The organism is Bradyrhizobium sp. HKCCYLRH3061 (genome assembly GCF_051168015.1).
Lineage (GTDB): Bacteria > Pseudomonadota > Alphaproteobacteria > Rhizobiales > Xanthobacteraceae > Bradyrhizobium.
In genome coordinates this window covers 23,376-47,778 of the sequence record NZ_JBNPUE010000020.1, presented here as the reverse complement: position 1 = coordinate 47,778, position 24,403 = coordinate 23,376, and the positions used below count along the sequence as shown (strand labels likewise).

At 66.8% G+C, this 24,403-nt stretch carries 22 protein-coding genes; 11 read left to right on the top strand and 11 right to left on the bottom strand.

What is annotated here, in order from left to right; genetic code table 11:
- Nucleotides 1–103 precede the first annotated feature (103 nt).
- A complete protein-coding gene (locus ACQR2C_RS27135; protein WP_434882485.1) occupies nucleotides 104–970 on the bottom strand; it encodes a LysR family transcriptional regulator in 867 nt (288 codons plus the stop codon).
- A gap of 97 nt (nucleotides 971–1,067) precedes the next feature.
- Here ACQR2C_RS27135 and ACQR2C_RS27130 point away from each other — a divergent pair, with 97 nt between their 5' ends.
- Nucleotides 1,068–1,988: a DMT family transporter gene (locus ACQR2C_RS27130; protein WP_434838104.1), complete on the top strand. Its 921-nt coding sequence runs from the start codon at nucleotides 1,068–1,070 to the stop codon at nucleotides 1,986–1,988.
- Nucleotides 1,985–2,746 carry an MBL fold metallo-hydrolase gene (locus tag ACQR2C_RS27125; protein WP_434882484.1) on the top strand — a complete coding sequence of 254 codons (762 nt, stop codon included), beginning with the start codon at nucleotides 1,985–1,987 and terminating at the stop codon, nucleotides 2,744–2,746. The genes ACQR2C_RS27130 and ACQR2C_RS27125 overlap by 4 nt, the downstream gene beginning before the upstream one ends.
- A gap of 13 nt (nucleotides 2,747–2,759) precedes the next feature.
- Here the strand turns inward: ACQR2C_RS27125 and ACQR2C_RS27120 are convergent, their stop codons facing one another.
- The 5 genes from ACQR2C_RS27120 to ACQR2C_RS27100 all read right to left on the bottom strand — a co-directional run bounded on the left by ACQR2C_RS27120 (nucleotide 2,760) and on the right by ACQR2C_RS27100 (nucleotide 9,902).
- Nucleotides 2,760–3,539: a TIGR02186 family protein gene (locus ACQR2C_RS27120; RefSeq protein WP_315801558.1), complete on the bottom strand. Its 780-nt coding sequence runs from the start codon at nucleotides 3,537–3,539 to the stop codon at nucleotides 2,760–2,762.
- Nucleotides 3,536–4,462, bottom strand: a complete 927-nt coding sequence (locus ACQR2C_RS27115; RefSeq protein ID WP_434847355.1) for a sulfite exporter TauE/SafE family protein — start codon at nucleotides 4,460–4,462, stop codon at nucleotides 3,536–3,538. Before ACQR2C_RS27115 ends, ACQR2C_RS27120 begins: the two co-directional genes overlap by 4 nt.
- Before the next feature lie 153 nt (nucleotides 4,463–4,615).
- Nucleotides 4,616–5,449 carry a hypothetical protein gene (locus ACQR2C_RS27110; protein ID WP_434882483.1) on the bottom strand — a complete coding sequence of 278 codons (834 nt, stop codon included), beginning with the start codon at nucleotides 5,447–5,449 and terminating at the stop codon, nucleotides 4,616–4,618.
- Nucleotides 5,450–5,604: 155 nt separating this feature from the next.
- Nucleotides 5,605–9,126, bottom strand: a complete 3,522-nt coding sequence (locus ACQR2C_RS27105; RefSeq protein WP_434882482.1) for a hypothetical protein — start codon at nucleotides 9,124–9,126, stop codon at nucleotides 5,605–5,607.
- 188 nt (nucleotides 9,127–9,314) lie between these two features.
- Nucleotides 9,315–9,902, bottom strand: a complete 588-nt coding sequence (locus ACQR2C_RS27100; protein WP_315801554.1) for a PadR family transcriptional regulator — start codon at nucleotides 9,900–9,902, stop codon at nucleotides 9,315–9,317.
- A 137-nt stretch (nucleotides 9,903–10,039) separates the two neighbouring features.
- Between ACQR2C_RS27100 and ACQR2C_RS27095 the strand changes: the two genes are divergently transcribed.
- From ACQR2C_RS27095 to ACQR2C_RS27080, 4 genes are all read left to right on the top strand, one after another.
- Nucleotides 10,040–10,438, top strand: coding sequence for a nuclear transport factor 2 family protein (locus ACQR2C_RS27095; RefSeq protein ID WP_315717936.1), 399 nt, complete (start codon nucleotides 10,040–10,042; stop codon nucleotides 10,436–10,438).
- Between the two features lie 129 nt (nucleotides 10,439–10,567).
- Nucleotides 10,568–12,358, top strand: coding sequence for an acyl-CoA dehydrogenase C-terminal domain-containing protein (locus ACQR2C_RS27090; RefSeq protein ID WP_315801553.1), 1,791 nt, complete (start codon nucleotides 10,568–10,570; stop codon nucleotides 12,356–12,358).
- 83 nt (nucleotides 12,359–12,441) lie between these two features.
- Nucleotides 12,442–13,650: an acetyl-CoA C-acetyltransferase gene (locus ACQR2C_RS27085; RefSeq protein WP_315801552.1), complete on the top strand. Its 1,209-nt coding sequence runs from the start codon at nucleotides 12,442–12,444 to the stop codon at nucleotides 13,648–13,650.
- A gap of 140 nt (nucleotides 13,651–13,790) precedes the next feature.
- Entirely contained in the window at nucleotides 13,791–16,004 is a 2,214-nt protein-coding gene (locus ACQR2C_RS27080; protein WP_315801551.1) for a 3-hydroxyacyl-CoA dehydrogenase NAD-binding domain-containing protein, read from the top strand.
- A 190-nt stretch (nucleotides 16,005–16,194) separates the two neighbouring features.
- On the opposite strand, the gene gstA is transcribed toward ACQR2C_RS27080, so the two are convergent.
- Nucleotides 16,195–16,809: a glutathione transferase GstA gene (gstA, locus tag ACQR2C_RS27075; protein ID WP_315801550.1), complete on the bottom strand. Its 615-nt coding sequence runs from the start codon at nucleotides 16,807–16,809 to the stop codon at nucleotides 16,195–16,197.
- A gap of 145 nt (nucleotides 16,810–16,954) precedes the next feature.
- On the opposite strand from gstA, the gene ACQR2C_RS27070 reads away from it, so the two are divergent.
- From ACQR2C_RS27070 to ACQR2C_RS27050, 5 genes are all read left to right on the top strand, one after another.
- A complete protein-coding gene (locus tag ACQR2C_RS27070; protein WP_315801549.1) occupies nucleotides 16,955–17,443 on the top strand; it encodes a MarR family winged helix-turn-helix transcriptional regulator in 489 nt (162 codons plus the stop codon).
- A gap of 96 nt (nucleotides 17,444–17,539) precedes the next feature.
- Nucleotides 17,540–18,910, top strand: a complete 1,371-nt coding sequence (locus tag ACQR2C_RS27065; RefSeq protein WP_316181954.1) for a glutamate--cysteine ligase — start codon at nucleotides 17,540–17,542, stop codon at nucleotides 18,908–18,910.
- A 249-nt stretch (nucleotides 18,911–19,159) separates the two neighbouring features.
- The gene (locus ACQR2C_RS27060) at nucleotides 19,160–19,822 is read left to right on the top strand and encodes a PAN domain-containing protein (RefSeq protein ID WP_316182063.1); all 663 of its coding nucleotides are present in this window, start codon (nucleotides 19,160–19,162) and stop codon (nucleotides 19,820–19,822) included.
- 132 nt (nucleotides 19,823–19,954) lie between these two features.
- Nucleotides 19,955–20,353 (top strand): thioredoxin family protein, encoded by a 399-nt coding sequence (locus ACQR2C_RS27055; RefSeq protein ID WP_315801547.1) that lies wholly within the window; start codon nucleotides 19,955–19,957, stop codon nucleotides 20,351–20,353.
- A gap of 6 nt (nucleotides 20,354–20,359) precedes the next feature.
- On the top strand, nucleotides 20,360–21,076 hold the full coding sequence (locus ACQR2C_RS27050) for a cytochrome c biogenesis CcdA family protein (RefSeq protein ID WP_316181952.1): 717 nt from the start codon (nucleotides 20,360–20,362) through the stop codon (nucleotides 21,074–21,076).
- 91 nt (nucleotides 21,077–21,167) lie between these two features.
- Here the strand turns inward: ACQR2C_RS27050 and ACQR2C_RS27045 are convergent, their stop codons facing one another.
- The 4 genes from ACQR2C_RS27045 to tldD all read right to left on the bottom strand — a co-directional run bounded on the left by ACQR2C_RS27045 (nucleotide 21,168) and on the right by tldD (nucleotide 24,397).
- Entirely contained in the window at nucleotides 21,168–21,737 is a 570-nt protein-coding gene (locus ACQR2C_RS27045) for a nucleotidyltransferase family protein (RefSeq protein ID WP_316182062.1), read from the bottom strand.
- 83 nt (nucleotides 21,738–21,820) lie between these two features.
- A complete protein-coding gene (locus ACQR2C_RS27040) occupies nucleotides 21,821–22,159 on the bottom strand; it encodes an MmcQ/YjbR family DNA-binding protein (RefSeq protein WP_316181951.1) in 339 nt (112 codons plus the stop codon).
- A 10-nt stretch (nucleotides 22,160–22,169) separates the two neighbouring features.
- Complete coding sequence (gene lepB / locus ACQR2C_RS27035; RefSeq protein ID WP_434882516.1) at nucleotides 22,170–22,961, bottom strand: signal peptidase I; 792 nt, start codon at nucleotides 22,959–22,961, stop codon at nucleotides 22,170–22,172.
- An 11-nt stretch (nucleotides 22,962–22,972) separates the two neighbouring features.
- Nucleotides 22,973–24,397, bottom strand: coding sequence for a metalloprotease TldD (gene tldD / locus ACQR2C_RS27030; RefSeq protein WP_434882481.1), 1,425 nt, complete (start codon nucleotides 24,395–24,397; stop codon nucleotides 22,973–22,975).
- Nucleotides 24,398–24,403: the final 6 nt, after the last annotated feature.

The following is a 24,403-nucleotide window of genomic DNA, read 5'->3' as shown; positions in this document are numbered from 1 at the left end:
GCGCTGCTGGAGCGGCCCCCTCCCTAGCCCTCCCCCGCAAGCGGGAGAGGGGACGCACCGCCGTCGTGGCGGCAGAGTGGCAGGAGGGGTAGACAGATGCTCGTCACGCCGCCTTCGTCTGCACCTTCTCGCAGAACTCGGCCAGCCGGTCCGCGAGCCGCAGCGTCGCCGGGCTGGCGTCGGGCGAGGCGACCAGCGCGACCTCGGTGCGGTCGATCGGCGCAAAGCCTTCGCGGGCCGTCAGCACGCGGTGCTCCGCCTGCACCGACATCTCGGACAGGATGCTCAGTCCCATGCCGGCGGCGACCGCGGCCTGGATGCCGGCGAGGCTCGACGATGTGTAGGCCATGTGCCAGGCGCGTCCCTCGCTCTCCAGCGCATGGATCGCGCGGGTGCGATAGATGCAGCCGAGCGGGAAGCCGATCAGCGGCAGCGAGCGGGCATCGAGGCTGACCGGATGGCTCTTGCTGGTCACCCAATAGACCTGCTCCGGCCATGCCGCGATCGCCGCGTGTGAGTCGTCGGCGCCGCGCTTGAGCAGCGCCAGGTCGAGGTCGCCGCGCTCGATGTCGCGCTTGAGGTTGAGGCTCTGGTCGGCACGCACGTCGAGCCGCAGATCGGGGTGGGCGCGCGAGAATGCGGCCAGCAGCTTGGCGAGCCGATAGGCGGCGAAGTCCTCGGGAATGCCGAGCTTCACCGCGCCGGCCGGACCCGGACGTGCCACGACGTCGCGGGCCTCCTCCGCAAGCGCGAGCAGGCGGCGGGCATAGGACAACAGCCGCTCGCCGGCCTCGGTCGGCGTGACCTCGCGGCCGTCGCGGTTGAGCAGCGTCTGGCCGAGATCGTCCTCGAGCCGCCGGATCTGCTGGCTGATCGTCGACTGCGTACGGTGGACGCGCTCGCCCGCGCGGGTGAAGCCGCCGGCCTCGACCACCGAGACGAAGCTGCGCAACAGGTCCAGATCGAGCATTCCTGGCCTCCATTTGGAAAACCACTGAGTTTCAGTCTATCATTTAATTTCCAGATGGGAAAGAACAGCCCTACATCGAGGACGAAGGAGATCCCCGATGTCGTCCCTATCCTCCGTTGCGGTGACCCCCGTGAAGTCGAACCTGCTGCCGCTCGAGATCGGCCTGTTCTGCCTGCTGTGGAGCTTTGCCTTCGTCGCCGGCAAGATCGGCGTCACCTATTGTCCGCCGCTCCTGCTGCTCGCGGCGCGGTTCTCGCTCGCCGGCGTGCTCATTCTCGCGGTGCCGGCTATCCGGGGCGAGCTGCGCATGAGCTGGCGCGATGCGGCGGTGTTCGCGATCATCGGCATCGCCAACAACGCACTCTATCTCGGCCTCGGCTATACCGGCTTGCAGACGGTGTCGGCGGGGCTCGGCGGCCTGATCGTCTCGGCCAATCCGGTGTTCACCGCGGTGTTCGCCGCGCTGCTGCTCGGCGAGCCGCTGACCCTGCGCAAGGTCGCGGGCCTCGCGCTCGGCACCATCGGCGTCGCCATGATCGTCTGGCACCGCATGTCCGTCGGCACCGACCACCTCGAAGGCATCCTCTATACGCTGGCGGCGCTGGCCTCGATCGTCACCGGCACCATCCTCTTCAAGCAGCTCGCGCCGAAGGGCAGCCTGTGGGTCGGCAACGGAATCCAGAATCTCTCCGCCGGGCTGGTGCTCTGGCCGGTGGCGCTGGGCGTGTCGCACGTGGGCGAGATCGTGCTGAATGCGCAACTGATCGGTGCGTTCGCCTTCCTGGTGCTCGGCGGCTCGATCCTCGCCTACGTGCTCTGGTTTCACCTCCTGAAGGTCTGCGGTGCGACCGCCGCCAGCGCCTATCACTTCGTGATGCCGCCGCTGGCGATGATCTTCGCCTTCGTGGTACTCGGCGAGCACGTGGCGCTGCAGGATCTGCTCGGCGTCATACCCGTCGCGCTCGGGATCTATCTGGTCACGCGGGCTCCGGCCCGCACGGTGGGAGCACAAGCATGAGCGTTGCGATCACGCTGATCGGCGGCCCGACCGCCCTGATCGAAATCGACGGCTTCCGCCTGCTGACCGATCCGACCTTCGACGATCCCGGCACATATCAGCTGCCGCACGTCACCCTGGAGAAGCTCTCGCGACCGGCGCTGACGGCAGATGCGGTCGGCGACGTCGACGCGGTGCTGCTCAGCCATGATCAGCATTCCGACAATCTCGATCATGGCGGACGGGCCTTCCTGTCCCGTGCGCGGCGCGTGCTGACCACCGAGATCGGTGCAACACGGCTCGGTGCGTCAGCCGAAGGGCTCGCGCCCTGGAGCGAAACCGAGCTGACGAAGGATGGCAGGTCGTTGAAGGTTGCGGCGACCCCGGCGCGCCACGGTCCGGCCGGCATCGAGCCGCTCGCGGGCGATGTCATCGGATTCGTGCTGCAGTCGAAAGAGTCCGCGCCGATCTATGTCAGCGGCGACACCGTGTTCTACGACGGCGTCGCCGAGGTGGCGCGGCGCTTTCGTGCGGGAATCGTGCTGCCGTTTGCTGGCGCGGCGCAGACGCGCGGGCCGTTCCACCTGACCATGGACACCAACGACACGATCGAGACGGCCCGGGTGTTTTCTGACGCGCTGATCGTTCCCGTCCACACCGATGGCTGGGCACATTTCCGGCAGAGCGCGCAGGACCTGCGCAACACGTTCGACGTACTCGGCTTCGGGGCGCGGCTGAAGCTGCTGGAGCCAGGTGTGCGGACGGTGATCGAACGCTGACCTCGCACAGCGACTAGTCCCTTCGGAACACGATCGACGCCATCCATCCCGTCATCAGCGCCATCGCGGCGGTGACCAGGCCATAGACGAAGCCGTTCTGCTTGGCGGAGGCCGCGACGAACTGCTCGAAGCCGACCTTGACGATCTCGAACGCAGTCTCGGTCTTGGTGACCAGTGCGCCGTCGGCGAGCAGCTTGATCTCGACCTCGTAGGTGCCGATCGGGACCGCAGCGGGCAACGGGATTCCGGTGCGGAACAACGTCGGCGTGAGGAAGGTCACCGCGGACGTATCCTCGCGGTACAGGCCGTGCTGCGACTGCAGCCGCACGAAGGCGCTGCGGAACGCGTCGTTCGGGACGACATCGGCATAGTCGGGACCGACGCGCTGCGTCAGCAGCACGTTGTTGAGTCCGAGCTGCTGCCGGCGCAGCACCTCGGGCGCGGCCATCGCATCGAAGGGGCGGTTGGCGAACAGCGCCAGATAGCCGGGCACTTTCAGGAACTGGCGGGAGTCGGTGTTGATCCAGATGCCGAACTTTCGTTCCTTGCGCCGCGTCACCATGTCGGCCCGCGGTCCGCGGACGGTGACGACGAGGTCATAGGCGGTGCGGCCCGGCGGCGTCTGGATGTCCTTCTCGACCGAGCCGAACAGCACCAGCTCCTCGCCGGAATAGTTCGGCGTCACCGTCACGCGATGGTTGGAGACCGAGACGATCAGGCGCTCGGCGCGTGCGGATGCGGCGCCGGCCAGCAGCAGCATGACGATAAGGCTGGCGAGGCGGAGCGGCGTCATTGGCTGATCTCGGTCTCGCGGATCGTGAACAGGTCGTCGGGCTTGATCACGAGCTCGATCGCGAACCGGATGCCGACGGCGAGGATCAGCAGGCCGAGCAGCAGCCTAAGCTGCTCGCCGCGGATCATCTGGCCGGCGCGGGCCCCGAACTGCGCGCCCGTGACGCCGCCGACCATCAGGATCAGCGCCAGAACGGCGTCGACCAGATGATTGCTCATCGCGTGCAGCATGGTCGCGATCATCATGGTGGCGAGCGTCAGCACCATCGAGGTGCCGATGACGGTCGAGGTCGGCACGCGCAGCAGGTAGATCAGCAGGGGCACCAGAATGAAGCCGCCGCCGATGCCCATCACGGCGCCGAGGAAGCCGATGATCAGACCGATGGCGATCACCGGAATGACGGAGACGTAGATCTTCGAGCGCTTGAAGCGCATCTTCAGCGGCAGGCCATGAATCCAGACATGGCTGCCCGGACGTCGCACGGTCGCGACCGCGCCCTGGCGCGCGCGCATCATCGCGCGCAGGCCTTCCCAGAACATCGTGCCGCCGACGCTCGTCAGCAGCGCGACATAGGACAGCGCGATCATCAGATCGAGCTGGCCGAGCGACCGCAGCAGGGTGAAGGTGGCGACGCCGAGCCCCGTGCCGAGCGCGCCGCCGATCATCAACACCGCGGCCAGCGAGGGATCGATGGCGCGCCGCCGCCAATAGGACAGCGCGCCGGAGAACGACGAGGCGGCGATGTGGCTGGAGACCGAGGCGACCGCAACTGCTGGGGTGATGCCGACGAAGATCAGGAGCGGCGTCATCAGGAACCCGCCGCCGATGCCGAACATGCCGGAGACGAAGCCGACGGCCGCGCCCATCGCCAGCAACAGGAAGATGTTGACCGGGATGTCGGCGATCGGAAGATAAATCTGCATCCGCGCGGCCTCTGCCATCCTTCGAGCGAGCATCCCGCGCATGCCATGCAGGACGCCAAGCTCCTGCATAACCGAAAATCGCAGCGAAGGGATCAGTCATTCCCGCCCGAAGTCACATCCGCCGACGCCGAGCGTGGGGTTCTGAGGGCTCGGTCAAAGGGCCTTGAGCTGCGCGGTCACCAGCCTCATGGCCTCGGCATCGCTCGGATCGAGCCAGCGGATGTCGCGGGTCTGCGACATCGCCTCGATGACCTGCGACGATACGCCCATGCGCGTCATGTAGCCGAGGATGGCACCGGTGACGCGCTGCGTGTCGGCGACCGCGTCGGCGCCGCGGGCCTCAGACGTGAAGCGGTGCACGCCGAGCGCCGAACCATCGAGGTTGTAGCGGGTCTGCCCGCCGGCAAAGGCGAACACGCAGGCGCTGGCGCAGAAGCCCGGACGGATGCGGCCGCCATTGTCGGCCACGCCGACGGCGGTCGCGAGTCCGTGGGCGCGGATGATCTCGCCCATCAGCACCCCCTGGTCGAGGTTGCCGCCGGGCGAGGACAGCAGGATCACGTCACCCGGCTTGAGACGGGCCTCGCTGATCCGCTCACGCAGCCAGCCGGCCGCCGCTGGTCCGATGGGGCCGCTGACGGCGAGCACGGCGCGCCTGTCGCCCAGCCCGGCAAGGACGGGGTTGGCGACCAGCGCCGCCGACAGACTTGGCGAAATGTACTGATCCTTCCAGAACGACCAGGCGTCAGGCCGCGACAGGTCGCGGTAGGCGCGAATGCCCCCGCCGAGCACGATTGCAACGAAGAAGATGACGGAAGCCAGCCGGCGCCATCGGAACGCCGCAGGATAGCCGTCGGTCACTTGCTGCATTCGTTGGCGAGGAGGCGGAGCAGCGACGACGTTCGCCGTGGTCCGCGGCGGCACGCGGGGCGCCGTCGGCGACTGCAGGAAGTGCGCGCCGTCCTGTTGTTCGTTCCCCGCTGACACCTGTCGATGCTCCTCGCGGCGCTCGTGATGATCCGCCGCGACAACCTATATCGATCGACCGCGCGACACTATGGCGGCGCGATCGCAAGCCGGGAGGATTTTTTTGGGCTGCGCGCGAGCGCTCGTCCATGTCGAGAGGGGGCGCTATACCCGTGTCAGCGCGGCGCCATCGCCGCCGCGCGCTTCGCCAGGGCCGCCTTGGCGGCGGCAGCCTTCGCGATCGCCTGCGTGCCATCCCAGCCGCCGGCGGGCGCCGGCACGTTCACGGCGTCGTCGGGCTGCGGTTCGACCGTGAAGGTCTGGATCGCGAGCTTGGCCGCGGCGAGCGACTGGACATCGAGCCGCTTGGCGACATCGTCGCGCTTGCGCCCTGCGTCGACGTCACCCTGCGCTGCGGCCAGGGTGAACCATTTGTAGGATTCGGCGAGGTTCTGTTCGACGCCGATGCCACGGGCATAGAGAATGCCGAGGTTGAACTGGCTATCGGCGACGCCGCGCTCGGCGGCCTTGCGGAACCATTGCGAGGCGCTCTTGTAGTTCGCGCCCTTGCCGCCGCCGTCGGCGTCCAGCACGGCGAGATTGTGCATCGCCTTGGCATTGCCGCGCTCGGCGGCGACCACGTAGTAGCGGCGGGCGATGTCGGCGTCCTTCTTCACGCCGAGGCCCTTCTCGTAGAAGGTGCCGAGACGGAAGACCGCCGGGATCAGCCCGGCCTGCGCCGCGCGGTCATACCACTTCGCGGCTTCCTCATAGTTCGCCGCGACACCCTTGCCCTCGGCAAAGCGCACGCCGACTTCGTAGGCGGCGGTCGGATCACCCTTCAGTGCGGCATTGCGCAGCGCCAGTCCGCCGATGGCATCGGGCAGCTTCTCGGAGGCGGGCACCTGCACCAAACCGAGCTTCTGGCCGTTGGCAGCGGTGGGGATCGTGCCGGTGACGTCAGTGGGGACGGCAGCGGGTAAGGTGGCTGGCTTTTCGACGTCCTGCGGGATCGCGAGCATCGCGATCGTCTCCGCTTCGCTCGGCATGGCCCGATTGTAGGACTGACGGTCGAGCGGCGTCGGCGAGGTCAACGACGGCGCGCTCTGGTCGGGCGTCGTCGGCCGCGGCGACAGGCTCGGCGAGGCCGACGGCATCTGCGCGCGCGGCGCCTCGCCCTGAGTCTCCATCGGCGAGATCGGCGGCGGCGTGCTGCCGCTGTCGAGCAGCGACATCGCGAATTTGAAGGTGCCGAGCACGATCACCACGACGCTTGCACCGACCAGGAGCGAACGGATCTTCGACCCGATGGTCGAGACCTCTTCGTCGCCCTCGGCGGTGAGAGCGAACGTCGGCTTGTCCTTGGGTTTGGCCTTGGGCTTGACAGCGTCGCTGGCGACGTCCTTGGGGAGGTCTTTCGGCGGCTCCTTGGCCTTGTCCTTCGGCTTGTCCTTCTTCGCCTTCTTGGCGTCCACAGGCTGTGCGGCCGCCGCGGCCTGCGCCGCGCGGCGCGCAGCCGCGATGAAGCTCGATGTCGACACCGGCTCCCGCTTGCCGGCGGGAAGCTCGCTCAGGGCATCCTCGGACGCGGCGATCCGCTCGGCGGGCGATGCGGTCCGGCCAGGCGGACGGGTGCCGGGTTCGAGCGGATGATCCGGTGGCAGCTCGGGGACGATGACGGTCGGGCGGGGCGCCTGCGCTGCGTGCGGCTCCAGGATGTCGGCGATCGCCTTCGGCGGAATCGGCGGCGGCATGGCAGCCGATGGCGCCTGCGCGGCGTGGAAGTCGCGCGAGGCCGCTGCGAACGCCTGTTGACCCGCGGCCGGAGCGACAATCTGTCCCGCTGGCTCCTCGGCCGCCGGATTGGGCAGCTCCGGGCGGTAGGCAGGCTCTGGCTTGGCCGGCTCGGCATAGGCCTGGGGCGCTGTCGCGCGTGCGGCCGGCATCGGCGACTCGATTGGCGGCGCCAGCGGCGGCAGCGCGGCCGGCGGGCTCGCGGTGGCGCGCACATTGCGCAGGTCGCCTTCGATCATGGCGAGGCGGTCGACGACGTGCCCCAGCGTGTTGTGGACGGCCTCGAGCGAGTCCTGGGTGTTGCGGTCGGTCTCGGTCTGGCTGAAGCGGATGTCGGACAGCTCGCGCTTGACCATGTCGATCAGGCCGCCGTCATGCGACGTTTCGCGCTGCGACCGGCTCTCCGCCAGCGCTGCGAAGGTCGCCTGCTGCCGTTCGAGATAGCGCAGGATGTCCTGCAGGCCATCCTCGACCCGGGTCATGTTGCCGCCGCGCGGGTCGTTGGCGGCTTCGAGCCGTTCCAGCAGGTAGCTGATCCGCTGTTCGAGATGCGTGATCGCCGATGAGCCGTCGCTGCCGACCTGCAGGCGGTCGATCCGGTCGGACAGGCCGCGCAGCGCGTCCTCGATCTGGGCGGTGTTGTCGGGCGCGGCCGCCGGCGGCTCGCGGCTCTCCAGGGTCGAGGTCAGCGCGGCGATGCGCTGTTCGAGCGCCGCAAACGACTCGTGGAACGAGTCGTGATTGTCGCGCGCCTGCGTGACCTGGTCGACCTTCGACGACAGCTGGCGGAGATCGTCCGACAGCCGTTCCAGCGCGTCGTTGGAGGCGACATTGGCGACGATCGCACGCAGCGCCGCGATGGCGCTTTCGAGCTGCTGCACGGTGCCGGGGTCGTCATTGGCGCGCAGGATCAGGTCGAGCTTGGCGCCGAGATTGCGGATCGCCTCGTCATAGACGGCGAGCTGCTCGGCAGGTTTCAGCGAGCCGACGACCTCGCGGATGTCGGTCAGCGCGCGCTCGATGCCGGCCAGAGCCTGGCCGTCGACGCCGGTGTTGCGGTTCTCGTCGATGCGGCGCGACAGCGAGCGGATCTCGTTCTCGATCGACTCGATCGCGCGGCGCGGCATCGCCTCGGTAATGGCGTGACGGATCTCGGAGAGCTCGTTGCGGAAGCCGGCGATCGACTGCTCGATGCCGTCCTCGGGGCGATGCAGCGCTTCGATCTGGCTCGTGATCTTCAGCAGATGGCGTTCGAGCAGCGAGAAATCGGGAGTGGGTGCGGTCGGTTGCGGCGGCGTCAGCGGTGCGCTGACCGGGGTCATCAGCGGCGCAGCCGCGGATGCCATCGCAGGCGCGGTCGGCGGTGCCTGGTGCGGTGGCAGCGGGCGCGCATTGTCGAGCTCGCTCTGGCGGGCGCTGATTTCGGCGACGGCCACGTCGAACGAGCCTGCGCTGAGCGCCTGGGCCGGCCGGTAGAGCTGTGCGGCGGCGCGCTCGACGCCGTCAGGACCACGATAGCGGTCCTCGGTGTCCGGCTTGCGCAGCGGCGTCGAGATCTGTGACAGGCGGGCGTCGAGCCGCGAGATCGCGTCGTTGAGCTGGCGCGCGACGCCCTGCTCGTCGCGCGGCGCATCCTTGCGCGCGACGGGGCGCGACATCTGCTCGATCTGCCGTGCGATGGAGTCGAGCCGCTGATGGATGTCGGTCACCTCGCGGGCATCGCGGCTGACGGTCGGCGTGCTGCGTGGCGCGGGGCTGCCGCGGAAATCGGGCGGGGCCGATGCGCCGAGCGTGGAGTTGATCCAGTCGTTCAGCGTCATGCCGGCGCGTTGCGCCGCGGCCTCGGCCCTTTCACGGACGGACGGGTCGATGCCTTCATTACTCCACGGTACGCGCGAATTCATGTCTCGTCCGGTTCCGCTTCCAGCGCTCCACCAAGCGCCTCCAGCCTCCCCACGCGTCCCGGACATGAACATGAACGGGTCCGCGCAGATCGTCTGCTCCAGGTCCCGACTTTTGACTTTTACGGTAAATAACGCGTTAAGTTTACCGCAGGCGCGGTCAGAAGTTTTGCGCTGTCAAACCGCGCGTATCAGCCGGCATTTTCGCGTGATGATGGATCGAGCGGCCGCACGCTGCTCGCGCCGGATATCGTCGACAGCGCGGTGATCGCTTCCTCGCACCATTCCGCCACCATGCGCTCGTGGCGCAGGCCGAGACGCAGGTTGAGGAGCTTGCCCATATCGGCCGGGGCGACGCTGCCATCAGCGTAATGCTTCTTGAGGATGCGGTCGTAGCGCTCGGCGCGGTCGCGATGATGTTCCAGCCGCGCCATCAGGTCGGCCCGGATCGGCCCGATGTCGGCGGCGCCCAGCGCATAGAGCCGGACGAGAAGATCGTCCTTCGTGGAAGCCGGTGTGCTCGGCCGCGCCGCCCAGCTGCGGAACGCCGCGCGGCCCTCGGGGGTCAACGTGTAGACCAGCTTGTTGGGCTTGCCGGTCTGCACCACCTCGCGACCCTGGATGTAGCCGCGGTCGCGCAGCCGCGACAGCTCGCGGTAGATCTGCTGGTGGTCCGTCTTCCAGAAGAAGCCGATCGAGGAGTCGAACGTCTTGGCGAGCTCGTAGCCCGTCATCGGATGTTCGGTGAGGCAGGCGAGGATGGCGTCGCCGAGGGCCATGGCCGGAAACTGCTCCCGTTTTTCTGATCGTGTTCTGCCCCGCTCCACGCTTGACATTATGCACACTGGCGCATATGCGTCAATGTGCATATGGGGTGGTTGTGGTGCTGGCCTGTTCCGCCCCGAGGAGACGCCCAATGACAATGACCGGCCTCGATGGATGGTACGGCTATATGAGGTCTCACGATCTCGGCGCTTTGCGGGAGCTGCTGCACCCGGACGCCGTATTCGAAAGTCCCGTCGTGCATACGCCGCAGCGCGGCCGCGACATCACCTTCAAATACCTCGCAAGTGCTGAGAAAGTCCTGGGCGGTCCCGGATTCAAGTATGTCGGGGAGTGGCGTAACGCCACGGGCGCCGTGCTCGAATTCGAGAACGAGATCGAAGGCATCAAGCTCAACGGCGTCGACATCATCAGCTTCGACGACGCCGGTCTGATCACCCATTTCAAGGTCATGGTGCGCCCGCTCAAGGCGATCAACCTGCTGCACCGCCTGATGGGCGAACAGCTCGCCGCGATGAGCAAGCCGTCGTGACGTGACCGACGGCCGCAACGTGACGGCTGCCGCAAGTGCCTCAAACCCGCTACAGTCCGCGGCCTGCATTGTCTGCCGCGTCCGTGGAAATCCCAGTCTGAAACTTCAGCCTTCCTGCCGGAGACGCCGATGCCGATCTACAAAGCCCCCGTGGAAGATGTCACCTTCCTGCTCAACGACGTGTTCCAGATCGACCGCTACGACAATCTGCCGGGCTTCTCCGATGCCTCGGCCGATGTCCGCGAGGCGATCCTCGGCGAAGCCGCCAAGCTCGCCGAAGAGGTTCTGCACCCGCTGAATCGCGTGGGCGATCTCGAGGGCTGCAAGCGCCATGACGACGGCAGCGTGACAACGCCGAAGGGCTTCAAGGACGCCTACAAGCAGATCGTCGAGGGCGGCTGGCTCGGCCTGTCGGCACCGACCGAATATGGCGGCCAGGGCCTGCCGGTGACGCTCAGCCAGACCGTCAACGAGTTCCAGTGCTCCGCCAACATGGCCTTTTCCATGTATGGCGGCCTTACGATGGGCGCGACGGCGGCGCTCATCGTGCACGGCAATGAGGAGCAGAAGAAGACCTACGTGCCGAAGATGGTCGCCGGCGAATGGACCGGCACCATGAACCTGACCGAGCCGCATTGCGGCACCGATCTCGGTCTCTTGCGCACCAAGGCGGTGCGCCAGGCCGACGGCAGCTTCAAGATCTCCGGCACCAAGATCTTCATCTCCGCGGGCGAGCATGACCTCGCGGACAACATCATCCACCTCGTGCTCGCCCGCATCGAGGGTGCGCCGGCCGGCATCAAGGGCGTGTCGCTGTTCGTGGTGCCGAAGTTCATGGTCAACGCCGACGGCTCGGTCGGTGCGCGCAATGGCGTCAGCTGCGGCTCGATCGAGCACAAGATGGGCATCCACGGCAACTCGACCTGCGTGATGAACTACGACAACGCCACCGGCTGGCTGATCGGCGAAGAGAACAAGGGCATGCAGGGCATGTTCGTGATGATGAACGAGGCCCGGCTCGGCGTCGCCGTGCAGGGTCTCGCGCAGTCCGAGGTCGCCTATCAGAACGCGGTGGCCTATGCGCGCGAGCGCATCCAGGGCCGCTCGCTGACCGGCGCCAAGGCGCCGGACAAGGCCGCCGATCCGATCATCGTGCATCCCGACGTGCGCCGCACCCTGCTGTCGATCCGCGCCTTCAACGAGGCCGCGCGCGCGATGGTGGTGTGGACCTCGCTGAAGAGCGACGTCGCGCACCGCTCGGCTGACCCGAAGGACCGCCAGGCGGCCGACGACCACATGGGCCTGATGACGCCGGTCATGAAGGGCTACATGACCGACATGGGCTTCGCCAACGCCGTCCAGGCGCAGCAGATGTATGGCGGCCACGGCTACATCGCCGAGCACGGCATGGAGCAGTTCGTGCGCGATGCCCGTATCGCCATGATCTACGAAGGCGCCAACGGCATCCAGGCGCTGGATCTCGTCGGCCGCAAGCTGCCGCGTGACGGCGGCCGTGCGGTGATGGCGTTCTTCAACGAGGTCGGGACCTTCGCCAAGGAGCAGGGCGGCAATGACGCGATGAAGCCGTTCGTAGCTCCCTTGTCGACCGCGCTCGGCCATCTGCAGCAGGCCACGACCTGGCTGATGCAGAACGCGATGACCAAGCCGGACAATGCCGGCGCCGCCGCGACCGACTACATGCATCTCTTTGCGCTGGTCACCTTCGGCTACATGTGGGCGAAGATGGCGAAGGTCGCGCAGGACAAGATTGCGGCCGGTGACAGCTCGACCTATCTCACCACCAAGCTGGTGACGGGGCGCTTCTTCATGGAGCGCGTGCTGCCAGAGACGGCGGCGCATCTCGCCCGCCTCCAGGCCGGCTGCGCGACCGTGATGGAATTGCCGGCGGAAGCCTTCTGAGGATCAGACGAGAGCCGGTGCGCGCCGCGCGCCGGCTCCGTCGTCAATGCCAACAACAAATCTGACCAGATGAGGAGGGCGTGATGCCTGAGGCCTTTATCTACGACCACGTACGGACTCCCCGCGGCCGCGGCAAGGCCGACGGCAGCCTGCATGAGGTGACCGCGCTCGCGCTCGCCACCGTGCCGCTGAAGGCGCTGAAGGACCGCAACAACATCCCTGAGGACGCGGTCGACGACGTCGTGCTCGGCGTGGTCGATCCGGTCGGCGAGGCCGGCTCCGACATCGCGCGCTTCGCCGCGCTGAATGCGGGTCTCGGCGATGCCGTTCCGGGCATTCAGATCAGCCGCTTCTGCGCCTCCGGCCTTGACGCCGTGAACTTCGCCGCGGCGCAGATCATGAGCGGCCAGCATGAGCTGGTCATCGGCGGCGGTGCGGAATCGATGAGCCGCGTCGGCATCGGTGCTTCCGGCGGTGCCTGGCCGATGGATCCGTCGATGGCGGTGCCCGCCTACTTCATGCCGCAGGGCGTCTCGGCGGACCTGATCGCGACCAAATACGGCTTCTCGCGCGACGACGTCGACGCCTATGCGGTCCAGAGCCAGCAGCGCGCCGCGAAGTCCTGGGAGGAAGGCCGCTTCGACAAGTCGGTTGTGCCGGTCAAGGACATCAACGGCCTGACCATCCTCGCCAAGGACGAGCACATGCGTCCGTCGACGACGATGCAGTCGCTGGCGCAGTTGCAGCCGTCGTTCGTGCAGATGGCGCAGATGGGCGGCTTCGACGCAGTGGCGATCCAGTCGCATCCGGAGATCGAGCGCGTCAACTACGTGCATCACGCCGGCAATTCGTCGGGCATCGTCGACGGCGCAGGTGCGGTGCTGCTCGGCAGCAAGGAGGCGGGCGCGAAGTATGGCATGAAGCCGCGCGCGAAAATCCGCGCCTTCGCCAATATCGGCTCGGAGCCCGCGATGATGCTGACGGGCCCGGTCGATGTCACCGAGAAGCTGTTCGAGCGCTCCGGCATGAAGAAGTCGGACATCGACCTGTTCGAACTCAACGAAGCCTTCGCCTCGGTCGTGCTGCGTTACATGCAGGCGTTCGAGATCGACAAGGACAAGATCAACGTCAATGGCGGTGCGATTGCGCTCGGCCATCCCCTGGGCGCCACCGGCGCGATGATCCTCGGCACCGTGCTCGACGAGCTCGAGCGCACCGGCAAGGCGACCGCGCTGGTGACGCTGTGCATCGGCGGCGGCATGGGCACCGCGACCATCATCGAGCGGGTGTGACAACCGTAGGGCGGGTTAGCCGGAGGCGTAACCCGCCCTGTTGCGAGAGGCGGTGGGTTACGCTGCGCTAACCCACCCTACCATCGACGAATACAGGACAACGCCGCGCCGACCGGCTGCTGGCACCGAGGGAGATCCATATGGCCTTCAAGAACTTCAAGCTCGAAACCGATGCCGACGGCATTGCGCTGATCACCTGGGACATTCCGGGCCGTTCGATGAACGTGCTGGACGAGACCTCGACCAACGAGCTCGAGGCCATCGTCAAGCAGACCACCGCCGACGCCGCCATCAAGGGCGTCGTCATCACCTCGGCCAAGGAGGCGTTCTGCGCCGGCGCCGATCTGTCCATGCTCGAAGGCATGAACCGCATCTATGCGGATGTGCTGAAGAGCAAGGGTGAGGAAGCCGCCAACCAGATGCTGTTCGACACCAGCCGGCGCTTCTCGCAGATCAACCGCTCGATGGAGACCTCGGGCAAGCCGTGGGTCGCCGCGATCAACGGCCTCGCGCTCGGCGGCGGCTTCGAGATCACCCTGTCGTGCCACTACCGCGTCGCGGCCGAGAACCCGAAGACCCGCCTCGGCCTGCCCGAGATCAAGGTCGGCCTGTTCCCCGGCGCCGGCGGCACCCAGCGCGTGCCGCGCATCGTGCAGCCGCAGGACGCCATGAACCTGCTGCTGAAGGGCGAAGCGCTGACGCTGGACAAAGCCAAGGCGCTCAAGCTGGTCGATGCGATCGTGCCGGCCGCGGATCTCATCAAGGCGGCCAAGGACTGGATCAAGGGTGGCGGCAAGGCGGTTCAGCCGTGGGACGAGAAGGGCTTCAAGCTGCCCGGCGGCCCGGTGTTCTCGAAGAACGGCATGATGATGTTCCCGGCCGGCAACGCCATCTATCGCCGCGAGACCTACGACAACTATCCGGCCGCGCGCGCCATCATGAGCTGCGTGTATGAGGGCCTGCAGTTGCCGATCGACGCCGCGTTGCGGGTCGAGTCGCGCTACTTCACCAAGATCCTGCGCTCCAAGGAAGCGGCGGCGATGATCCGCAGCCTGTTCCTGTCGATGCAGGAATTGAACAAGGGCGCGCGTCGTCCGGCCGACGTGCCCGCGACCAAGCTGAAGAAGATCGCCGTCATCGGCGCCGGCTTCATGGGCGCGTCCGTCGGCTATGTCTCGGCGCGCGGCGGCCTCGAGGTGGTGCTGATCGATCGCGACCAGGAGAGTGCCGACAAGGGCAAGGCCCACGCGCAGAGCGTGATCGATGGCCTCGTCAAGAAGGGCCGCGCCAAGCCGGGCGAGGCCGAGGCGATCATGGGCCGCATCACCGCCACCGCCGACTACGCCGCGCTGAAGGATTGCGATCTCGTCATCGAGGCCGTATTCGAGGACCGCAAGGTCAAGGCCGAGACCTATGCCAAGGCGCAACAGCACCTGAAGGACGGCGCGATCTTCGCGTCGAACACCTCGACTTTGCCGATCACCTCGCTGGCCGAGGAGTTCAAGGACCAGGGCCGCTTCATCGGCATCCACTTCTTCTCGCCGGTCGAGAAGATGATGCTGGTCGAGATCATCATGGGCAAGGCCACCGGCGACGTAGCGCTGGCGACCGCGCTGGATTATGTCCGCACCATCGGCAAGACCCCGATCGTCGTCAACGACTCCCGCGGCTTCTTCGCCAACCGCTGCGTGATGCGCTACATCGCCGAGGGCAACGAGATGTTCCTCGAAGGCGTGCCGCCGGCGATGATCGAGAACGCGGCCAAGATGGCCGGCATGCCGGTCGGCCCGCTGTCGCTGTCGGACGAGGTCGCGCTCGATCTCGGCCTGAAGATCATGAAGGCGACCGAGCACGATCTCGGCCCCAACGCGATCAACCAGGACCACAAGAAGCTGATGGTCGAGCTGGTCGAGAAGCAGGGCCGCTTCGGCCGCAAGAACGCCAAGGGCTTCTATGACTATCCCGAGAAGGGCAAGGGTCAGAAGAGCCTGTGGCCGGATCTGGCCAAGCTGCAGCCGAAGCATCTCGATCCGGATACGCTGGATGTCGAGGAGCTGAAGCAGCGCTTCCTGGTGGTGCAGGCGGTCGAAGCCGCGCGCACGGTCGAGGACCACGTCATCACCGACGTGCGCGAGGCCGATGTCGGCTCGATCCTCGGCTTCGGCTTCGCGCCGTTCACCGGCGGCACGCTGTCCTACATCGACTTCATGGGCACCAAGAAGTTCGTCGAGCTGTGCCACACCTTCACGGCGAAGTACGGCTCGCGCTTCGCGCCGCCGAAGCTCCTGGAGGAGATGGCCGCCAAGGGCGAAACCTTCTACGGCCGCTTCCCGCCGAAGAAGGCGGCGGCTTAGTCCTGTTGTGAGTTAGCACGGAGCCGGCCTCGCCCGATCTCCGTTCCCTCCCCCCTTGTGGGGGAGGGTTAGGGAGGGGGGTAGCCACAGGCGACGGTGTCCGTGGCTACCCCCCTCTCTATCTCTCCCCCACAAGGGGGGAGAGAACCTACTGCCCGGGTGGCAGCAGAGAGCTCTTTCAACAGCGAACTCACCCCGCCTTCATCAGCCCTTCCTTGGTCAGCGCTTCCTGCACCTTGGGGCGGGCCGCGACGCGGTTCTTGTAGGCCACGAGATTCGGCATCGCCGACAGGTCGAACTTCATCCGGTCGGCCCAGGTCAGGATGGTGAACAGATAGCCGTCGGCCACCGTGAACTGGCTGCCCATCAGGTAGTCGCGGCCGGCGAGCTGGCCGTCGATGTACTTGAACTTGCCCATCACCCGGTCCTTGAAGAACGCCTTGGCCTCGTCGGCGAGCACGGGAGAGAACATCGGGCCGAAGTTCTTGTGCAGCTCGGAGGTGATGAAGTTCAGCCACTCCAGCAGCTTGTAGCGCTCGCCGCTGTCGCGCGCCGGCGCCAATCCCTTGTCCTTGGCCTGGTCGGCGATCATCTGGACGATGACCGGTCCCTCGGTCACGATTTCGCCGCTCGGCAGCCCCAGGGCCGGCACCTGGCCCTTCGGATTGACCTTGAGATAATCGTCGCCATTTTCCAGGGTCTTGGCGCGCAGATCGACCTTGACCAGATCATAGGGCAGGCCGGCCTCGAGCAGGGCGATATGGGGCGAGAGCGAGCAGGCGCCGGGTGAATAATAAAGCTTCATCTTGTATTCCCTCCGTGAGACCTTTTCTTCGTGGAACCGGTCGGGGCGCCACATCCGCCTTTACATGCAGATGCATGGAATAGTCAAGATTGATGCAGCTGCATCGAATGCGCTAGACTGCGCATCTGAGGATACGAGCCGGCCCATGAAACGCAAACCATCGACCGAGGCGACCGCCGCCTGGATTCGCCTGATGCGGGTCCAGAGCCGGGTGCTGGACTGCGTCGAGCAGGAGCTGAAGAAGGCCGGGTTCCCGCCGCTCGCATGGTATGATGCGCTTCTCGAACTGTCGCGCGCGCCCTCCGGCGAGCTGCGTCCGGTCGAGCTGGAGCGGCAGATGCTGATCCCGCAATATTCCACCTCCCGGCTGATCGACCGTCTGGTCGACGAAGGTCTGGTCGTCCGGCGCGAATGCAAGATGGACAAGCGCGGCCAGTTCGTCGAGATCACCGAGGCCGGGCGCGAGCTGCAGAAGCGGATGTGGTCGGCCTATTCGGCCGCGATCGAGAAGCATGTCGGCTCCAAGCTGTCGGATACCGACGCCGCAAAGCTCTGCATGCTGCTGGATCGCCTCGGCTGCTCCTGTGGTCAGGCCGCTCCGTTGGCGGCCGGAGAGGGCGCAGCGATCCGATGAAGCATCCGTTCCCATTCACATCCGCGGCCCCCTGGGGTCCGCGGCCCTTCCTGTCACCACGCGCGACCCTCGAAGCGCTTCTGAACCGAGACTCCCATGGCGCGTGACCAGATCGATATGACCCCGCTGCAGTCGCGCGACGAGCTCGTGGCCTGGCTGGCCGCCGGCGTGAAGCCGCCGTCCGCCTTCCGCATCGGCACCGAGCACGAGAAGACGCCGTTCACGCTCGACGGTCACCGCCCGGTCCCCTACGAGGGTGCGCGCGGCATCGGCGCGCTGCTCGAAGGCATGAAGCTCTTGCTCGGCTGGGAGCCGATCATGGAGCGCGGCAACATCATCGGGCTCTATGACGTCACCGGCGGCGGCGCCATCTCGCTGGAGCCCGGCGGCCAGTTCGAGCTGTCCGGCGCGCCGGTCGAGACCGTGCACCAGACGCATGCGGAGCTGATGGCGCATCTGGCGCAGGTGCGCGAGATCGCGACCCCGCTCGGCATCGGCTTTCTCGGCCTGGGCATGACGCCGTCCTGGTCGCGCGCCGAAATTCCGATGATGCCCAAGGGCCGCTACAAGATCATGACCAGCTACATGCCGAAGGTCGGCAGCTACGGGTTGGACATGATGTACCGGACCTGCACCGTGCAGACCAATCTCGACTTCTCCTCCGAAGCCGACATGGTCAAGAAGCTCAGGGTCTCGGTGGCGTTGCAGCCGATCGCAACCGCGCTGTTCGCCAATTCGCCGTTCACCGAGGGCAAGCCGAACGGCTTCCTGTCGTTCCGTTCCGAGATCTGGCGCGACACCGACAATCAGCGCTCGGGCATGATCCCGTGGGCGTTCGAGGACGGTATGGGCTTCGAGCGCTGGGTCGACTACGCGCTCGATGTTCCGATGTATTTCGTGAAACGCGAGGAGACCTATATCGACGTCTCCGGCACCTCGTTCCGCGACTTCTTCGCAGGCAAGAACCCAGCGATGCCGGGCGAGCGGCCGACGCTGTCGGATTGGGCCAATCACCTCTCGACGATCTTCCCCGAGGTGCGTCTGAAGCGCTACCTGGAAATGCGCGGTGCCGACGGTGTGCCATGGGGCCGGCTGCCGGCGCTGCCGGCGTTCTGGGTCGGCCTGCTCTACGACGATGTCAGCCTCGATGCGGCCTGGGACCTCGTCAAGGACTGGACCGCGTTCGAGCGCCAGAACCTGCGCGACGACGTGCCGCGCCTCGGCTTCAAGACGCGCATCCGCAATCGCTACGTGTTCGAGGTGGCGAAGGAGTGCCTGACGCTCGCCCATCACGGCCTGCGCCGCCGCAACCGCGTCGATCAGAATGGCCGCGACGAGAGCCGCTATCTCGAGCCGCTCGATCAGATCATCGATTGCGGCCGCTCGCCGGCGGAGGAGATGCTGGAGAAGTTCGACGGCCCGTGGGGCGGCTCGGTCGAGCCGGCCTACGACGAATATGCGTTCTGATCGGAACGGCCGTCCCTGCAGCCGTCGCAGGTTCGCTGCGTCGCCTGTTCCACGTTGAGGCGGTTGGCGGCTCGGGTCCCCTGTTCTCTGTTGCGATTTGTGTCTCAGGATCGATTCAGCGCCTGGGCGCCGCTGCTTTGCCTTCCGCAGCTCCCCCGGTCCGGGCCGTTCATCCGCCATACAGGTTCGTGGCGATCAAATGACTGCCTAAAAACTCGCAAGAAAACTCGAACATTAACAATGGGTCGGATGGTTCAGCGGCGGCGCGTGGGGCGCTTCATCGGGGCATGGCTGAGGGCACTGGCGTGCCTGTTCGTGGCTGCCTGCCTGACGCCGGCTTCAGCCCAGACCTATTCCGATCGCCCCGGCGGCGACTACATGAGCGCGCCGATCGCCTCCGGCGACCCGGCCGATTGCGCGCTGCTGTGCGAGCACGACCGGCGCTGCCGCGCCTGGAGCTTCAGTTATCCGACCGTGATGGAAGCGGGTGCGGTGTGCTGGCTGAAGAACAGCGTGCCGTCGCGGGTGCCGGACAATTGCTGCGTTTCCGGCGTGCGCGGCGCTGGTGTCGTCGAGATCCGCAACGATGCGGTCGAGACGTCGATCGACCGTCCCGGCGGCGACTACCGCAGCTTCGACATCAAGACCACTGATCTGAAGGGCGGCGACAAGGCCGAGAAGGCCGCCGACAAGGGCGACAAGAGCAGCGGCGACAAGGCGGCGGACAAGAAGGAAGAAAAGGCCGCCGACGCCGAGGAGATCTGCAAGGCCGCCTGCACCGGCGACAACAAGTGCCGCGCCTGGACCTTCGCCCGACCCGGCTATGCCGGCAAGGAGGCGCATTGCTTCCTGAAGAAGGAAATCAAGCCGCCGCGGCGCAAGGCGGGCTTCACGTCGGGCGTCGTTCGCTGACCTGGCAAACGTCCGGCCCGCAGATTTTCTGCATCGTCGGGTAACATTGCATCCGTCTCCTGCGTATTGAACGACGGCACCGGACGGCTTTCGCCGCCGGCTGCCTGTCGCAACGCAGAGATCGGGTGTGTCATGACGTTTTCGCGCAGGTTCTTCGTCACCGCAGCAGTCGCTGCCACGTTTGCTTTCGCGGGGCTGAAGGCGGCCTCCGCCATCGAGACCGCCTATTCGGACGCCGCCTTCAAGGCTGCTCAAGCGGCTGGGCAGCCGATCCTGATCGAGATCCATGCCGGATGGTGCCCGACCTGCAAGGCGCAGAAGCCGATCATCGACAAGCTCGCGGCAGAACCCAAATTCAAGGACCTCAAGATTTTCCGCGTCGACTTCGACGACATGAAGCCGGTGGTGAAAGCGTTCGGCGCGCAGATGCAGTCGACCCTGATCACCTTCAAGGGAACGACCGAGACCGGACGTTCGGTCGGCGATACCAAGGAAGCCTCGATCGCGGCCCTGCTCGACAAGAGCCTGTAGCGCATCATGCTCGCGCTGCTGCTGGCCTTCGTGGCCGGCCTGCTCTCGATCCTGTCGCCCTGCGTGCTGCCGCTGGTGCCGATCGTGCTCGGCGCGGCGGCCTCCGCGCATCCGCGCGGTGCGCTGGCGCTCGCGGCCGGCCTTGCGCTGTCCTTCACCGGTATCGGCCTGTTCATCGCCCTCGCGGGCAACTCCATCGGCCTCGATGCCGGCGCGTTCCGTCTTGTCGCAGCGATCATCATGCTGGCGATCGGCGTCGTGCTGCTGGTGCCGTCCTGGCAGGCGCAACTCGCCGTCGCAGGTGGACCGGTGCAGCGCTGGGCCGACTGGCATTCCCAGGGCTTCGCAACGTCGGGCGCCGGCGGCCAGTTCATGATCGGGCTGCTGCTCGGCGCGGTGTGGTCGCCCTGTGTCGGTCCGACCTTGGGCGCGGCGTCGCTGCTGGCCTCGCAGGGACGCGACCTCGTGATGGTGAGCCTGACCATGCTGGCCTTCGGCCTCGGCGCCGGCCTGCCGCTGGTCGTGCTCGGGGTGCTGTCGCGAACGACCATGGTACGCCTGCGCGCGCGGTTGCTGTCGGCCGGCAAGCTCGGCAAGATGCTGATGGGGGCGGCCTTCGTCGTCGTCGCGGTCGCGATCCTCAGCGGCGTCGACAAGCAGCTCGAGGCGTGGCTGGTCGCCGTCTCGCCGGCGTGGCTGACGGAGCTGACGACGTCGATCTAACGCCCGAGCTGCATAGGCGGACCCACAACTCAGTGTCATTCCGGGGCGAGGCTCCGCGCGCCCCGGAATGAGCTGTTGCTATCCGCGTGGATCATTCCTCAGGAGCGATCAACGTGATCTCCGGCCACAGTGCCTTCCAGCGCGCCGCCTTGGCCGTGTAGTTCGTCACCGAGAAATTGGCCGTATAGTTCGGACGCACGATCATCTGGGCGATGTCGTCGAGGCCCTTGGGGGCATAGAGCTCGTAGCCGCCAGAAGCCGGTCGGATGCCGACCTGCGTGTTCACGGTGAGGAAGCGATCGATGCCGTCGGTGGACCGTGTCACGGCAGGGTAGGGCCGGCCGTGCTTGGTCGGATACCAGAGATGCACGCGCGCCTGATTGCGGACTTCGACTTTGGCATCGACCCGATCGAGACAGGATGCCATGCGCCGGATCACGGCATCCTCGGCATCCCACGACGTGTCGGGATCGAAGTAGAAGATATCGTAGTCGTTGATGCCGTGATCGACCGGGCGGCCGGTGCGCACGTTCCAGACCGTCTGGGTCAGGCAGCCGGCGACGATCCACGCATCAGGCAGCGTCGTCACGCGCAGCATATCCAGGATCGCCGTGTTGACGGGATTGCGGAGCGCTGACGCGACGAAGTCCTCTTCGGTCATGCCCGTGGATAGCATGCAAATGGCATCCGATCATGCGGACATTGCTGCACCCGCCGCACCGGATGCGGGAAAAAGCCGAGCGCTCAACCGCAATCGAACGCGGCGACGGCTTTCCGGGACGCCAGTGCCCGCCACTGCCGCCGCAGCAGCGGCGCGACGTCAGCGGCTCTCGCCTCGGACAGCCGCAGCAGCACGATTGAATAATCGCGGTAGTGATCAGTGAAATAGAACGGCTTCGGCCGGCTTTCCACCAGCATCGCGCGTTCGTCCGGCGGCACGCCCGGAAGGACGAGACTGTCCCCGTCCTCCTTCAGGCGCGCCAGCATCTTGTTGCGCACCTTCAGCGCTGACGTCCCATAGGACGTGCCGTCCTCGACCTCCGGCCATGCCAGCGCGAGCGCCCTGACATCGTCGAAGGTCATCGGCGTTCGTTCAACGCACCGCGGTGAAGAAGCGATCCAGCCGGAAGCCGGACAGCCAGGCCCAGACCGGCTGGTTCTTGTAGCCAAGGTCCCAGGAGCCGACCACGGCATCGGCGCGGCCGACGAGATTGTCGATCGGCAGCAGGCCGACGCCGCCATCGCGCAAGGCCACGCGGCTGTCGGCGGAGTTGTCGCGGTTATCGCCGAGCACGAACAGCTTGCCGGGCGGCACCGTCACCTCCGGCGTGTTGTCGAGACGCCCGTTGTCGCGCATCTTGAAGATCAGGTGCGAGACGCCGTTCGGCAGCGTCTCGACGTAGCGATAGGCCGGATCGTTGCGGCCGGTGTCGTCCTCGGCATCGCCGATGCCGTCCGGCTTCAGCGCGGCCGCCTGGTCGTTGATGTAGAGCTGACCCTGGCGCATCTGGATGCGGTCGCCGGGCAGGCCGACGACGCGCTTGACCCAGGCCTGCGAGGTGTCGCCCGGCCAGCGGAACACGACGACGTCGCCGCGCTTCGGCGTCTCGCCGAACAGGCGGCCGGTCTCCGGCAGCGTGATCTGCATCGGCAGCGACGAGGTGCCGTAGCCGTAGGGGAATTTGGAGGCGAGCAGGGCGTCGCCGATCATCAGGGTCGGCTCCATCGAGCCCGACGGCACGTAGAACGGCTCGGCGATCGCGCCCTTGGCGACGAACACCACCATGACGACCGCGACGAGCTGCGCGAGCTGGCCGCCCCAGGTGCTTTCCTTGCGAACGCTGCCCGTGCGCGGGGCCTTGGTGCTGGTCTTGTCCGTGGACATCTTCTCAAGGCTCATCGGCCCGTGCCTCCGACCGTAATGCGATCCATGCGAAGCGTCGGCTGGCCGACGCCGACCGGCACGCCCTGGCCGTTCTTGCCGCAGGTGCCGATGCCGGTGTCCAGCGACAGATCGTTGCCGATCATGCTGATGCGGTTGAGGTCGGTCGGACCGTTGCCGATCAGCATCGCGCCCTTCACCGGCGCGCCGACCTTGCCGTTCTCGATCCTGTAGGCCTCGGTGCACTGGAAGACATATTTGCCCGAGGTGATGTCGACCTGGCCGCCGCCGAAATTGACGGCGTAAATGCCGTTCTTGACGGAGGCGATGATCTCGGCCGGATCGCGCTCGCCGGCCAGCATGTAGGTGTTGGTCATGCGCGGCATCGGCACGTGTGCGTAGCCCTGGCGGCGGCCGTTGCCGGTCGGCGCCATGTTCATCAGCCGGGCGTTCTGGCGGTCCTGCATGTAGCCGACCAGGATGCCGTCCTCGATCAGCACGGTGCGGCTGGTCGGCGTGCCCTCGTCGTCGATCGACAGCGAGCCGCGGCGCGAGGCCATGGTGCCGTCATCGACCACGGTGACGCCCTTGGCGGCGACCGGCTTGCCCAGCAGTCCGGCGAAGGCCGAGGTCTTCTTGCGGTTGAAGTCGCCTTCGAGGCCGTGGCCGACCGCCTCGTGCAGCATCACGCCGGGCCAGCCGGCGCCGAGCACGACGTCCATCTCGCCGGCGGGGGCGGGCACGGATTCGAGGTTGACCAGCGCCTCGCGCAGTGCGCTGTCGGCGGCCTCGCGCCACGCCTTGGTCTCGATGAAGCGGGCATAGGCCTCGCGGCCGCCATAGCCCTTGCTGCCGCTCTCCTGGCGGTCACCCTGGCCGGCGACGACGGAAACATTGACGCGCACCAGCGGGCGGATGTCGCGATAGCTCTCGCCGTCGGGCCGCAGGATCTCCACGACCTGCCAGGTCGCGCCGAGGCTCACGGTCACCTGGCGCACGCGCGGATCCTTGTCGCGCAAATACGCGTCGATCTCGCCGAGCAGCTTGACCTTGCTTTCGAACCCCGGGGCGTCCAGCGGATTGTCGTCGCCATAGAGCCGGACGTTGGTGTGCGGCGGCGCGCTCGCGAACGTGCCGGAATAGCCGCCGCGCACGGCGCTGACGGCGTCGGCCGCGCGCATCAGGGCCGGCAGCGAGACATCGGAGGAATGGGCATAGCCGACTGCATCGTCCTTCACCGCGCGCAGGCCAAAACCCTGGCTGGTGTCGTAGGTCGCCTGCTTCAGCCGGCCATTGTCGAAGGTCAGTGCCTCGGTCTGGCTGTATTCGAAGAACAATTCGCCGTCATCGGCGCCGGCCAGGCCACGCCCGACCTCGCTCCGGACCGCATCACGGTCCAGGTTGGCGCGCTCGAGCAGGGAGGTGGTGGGAGCAGTCATGTGTCA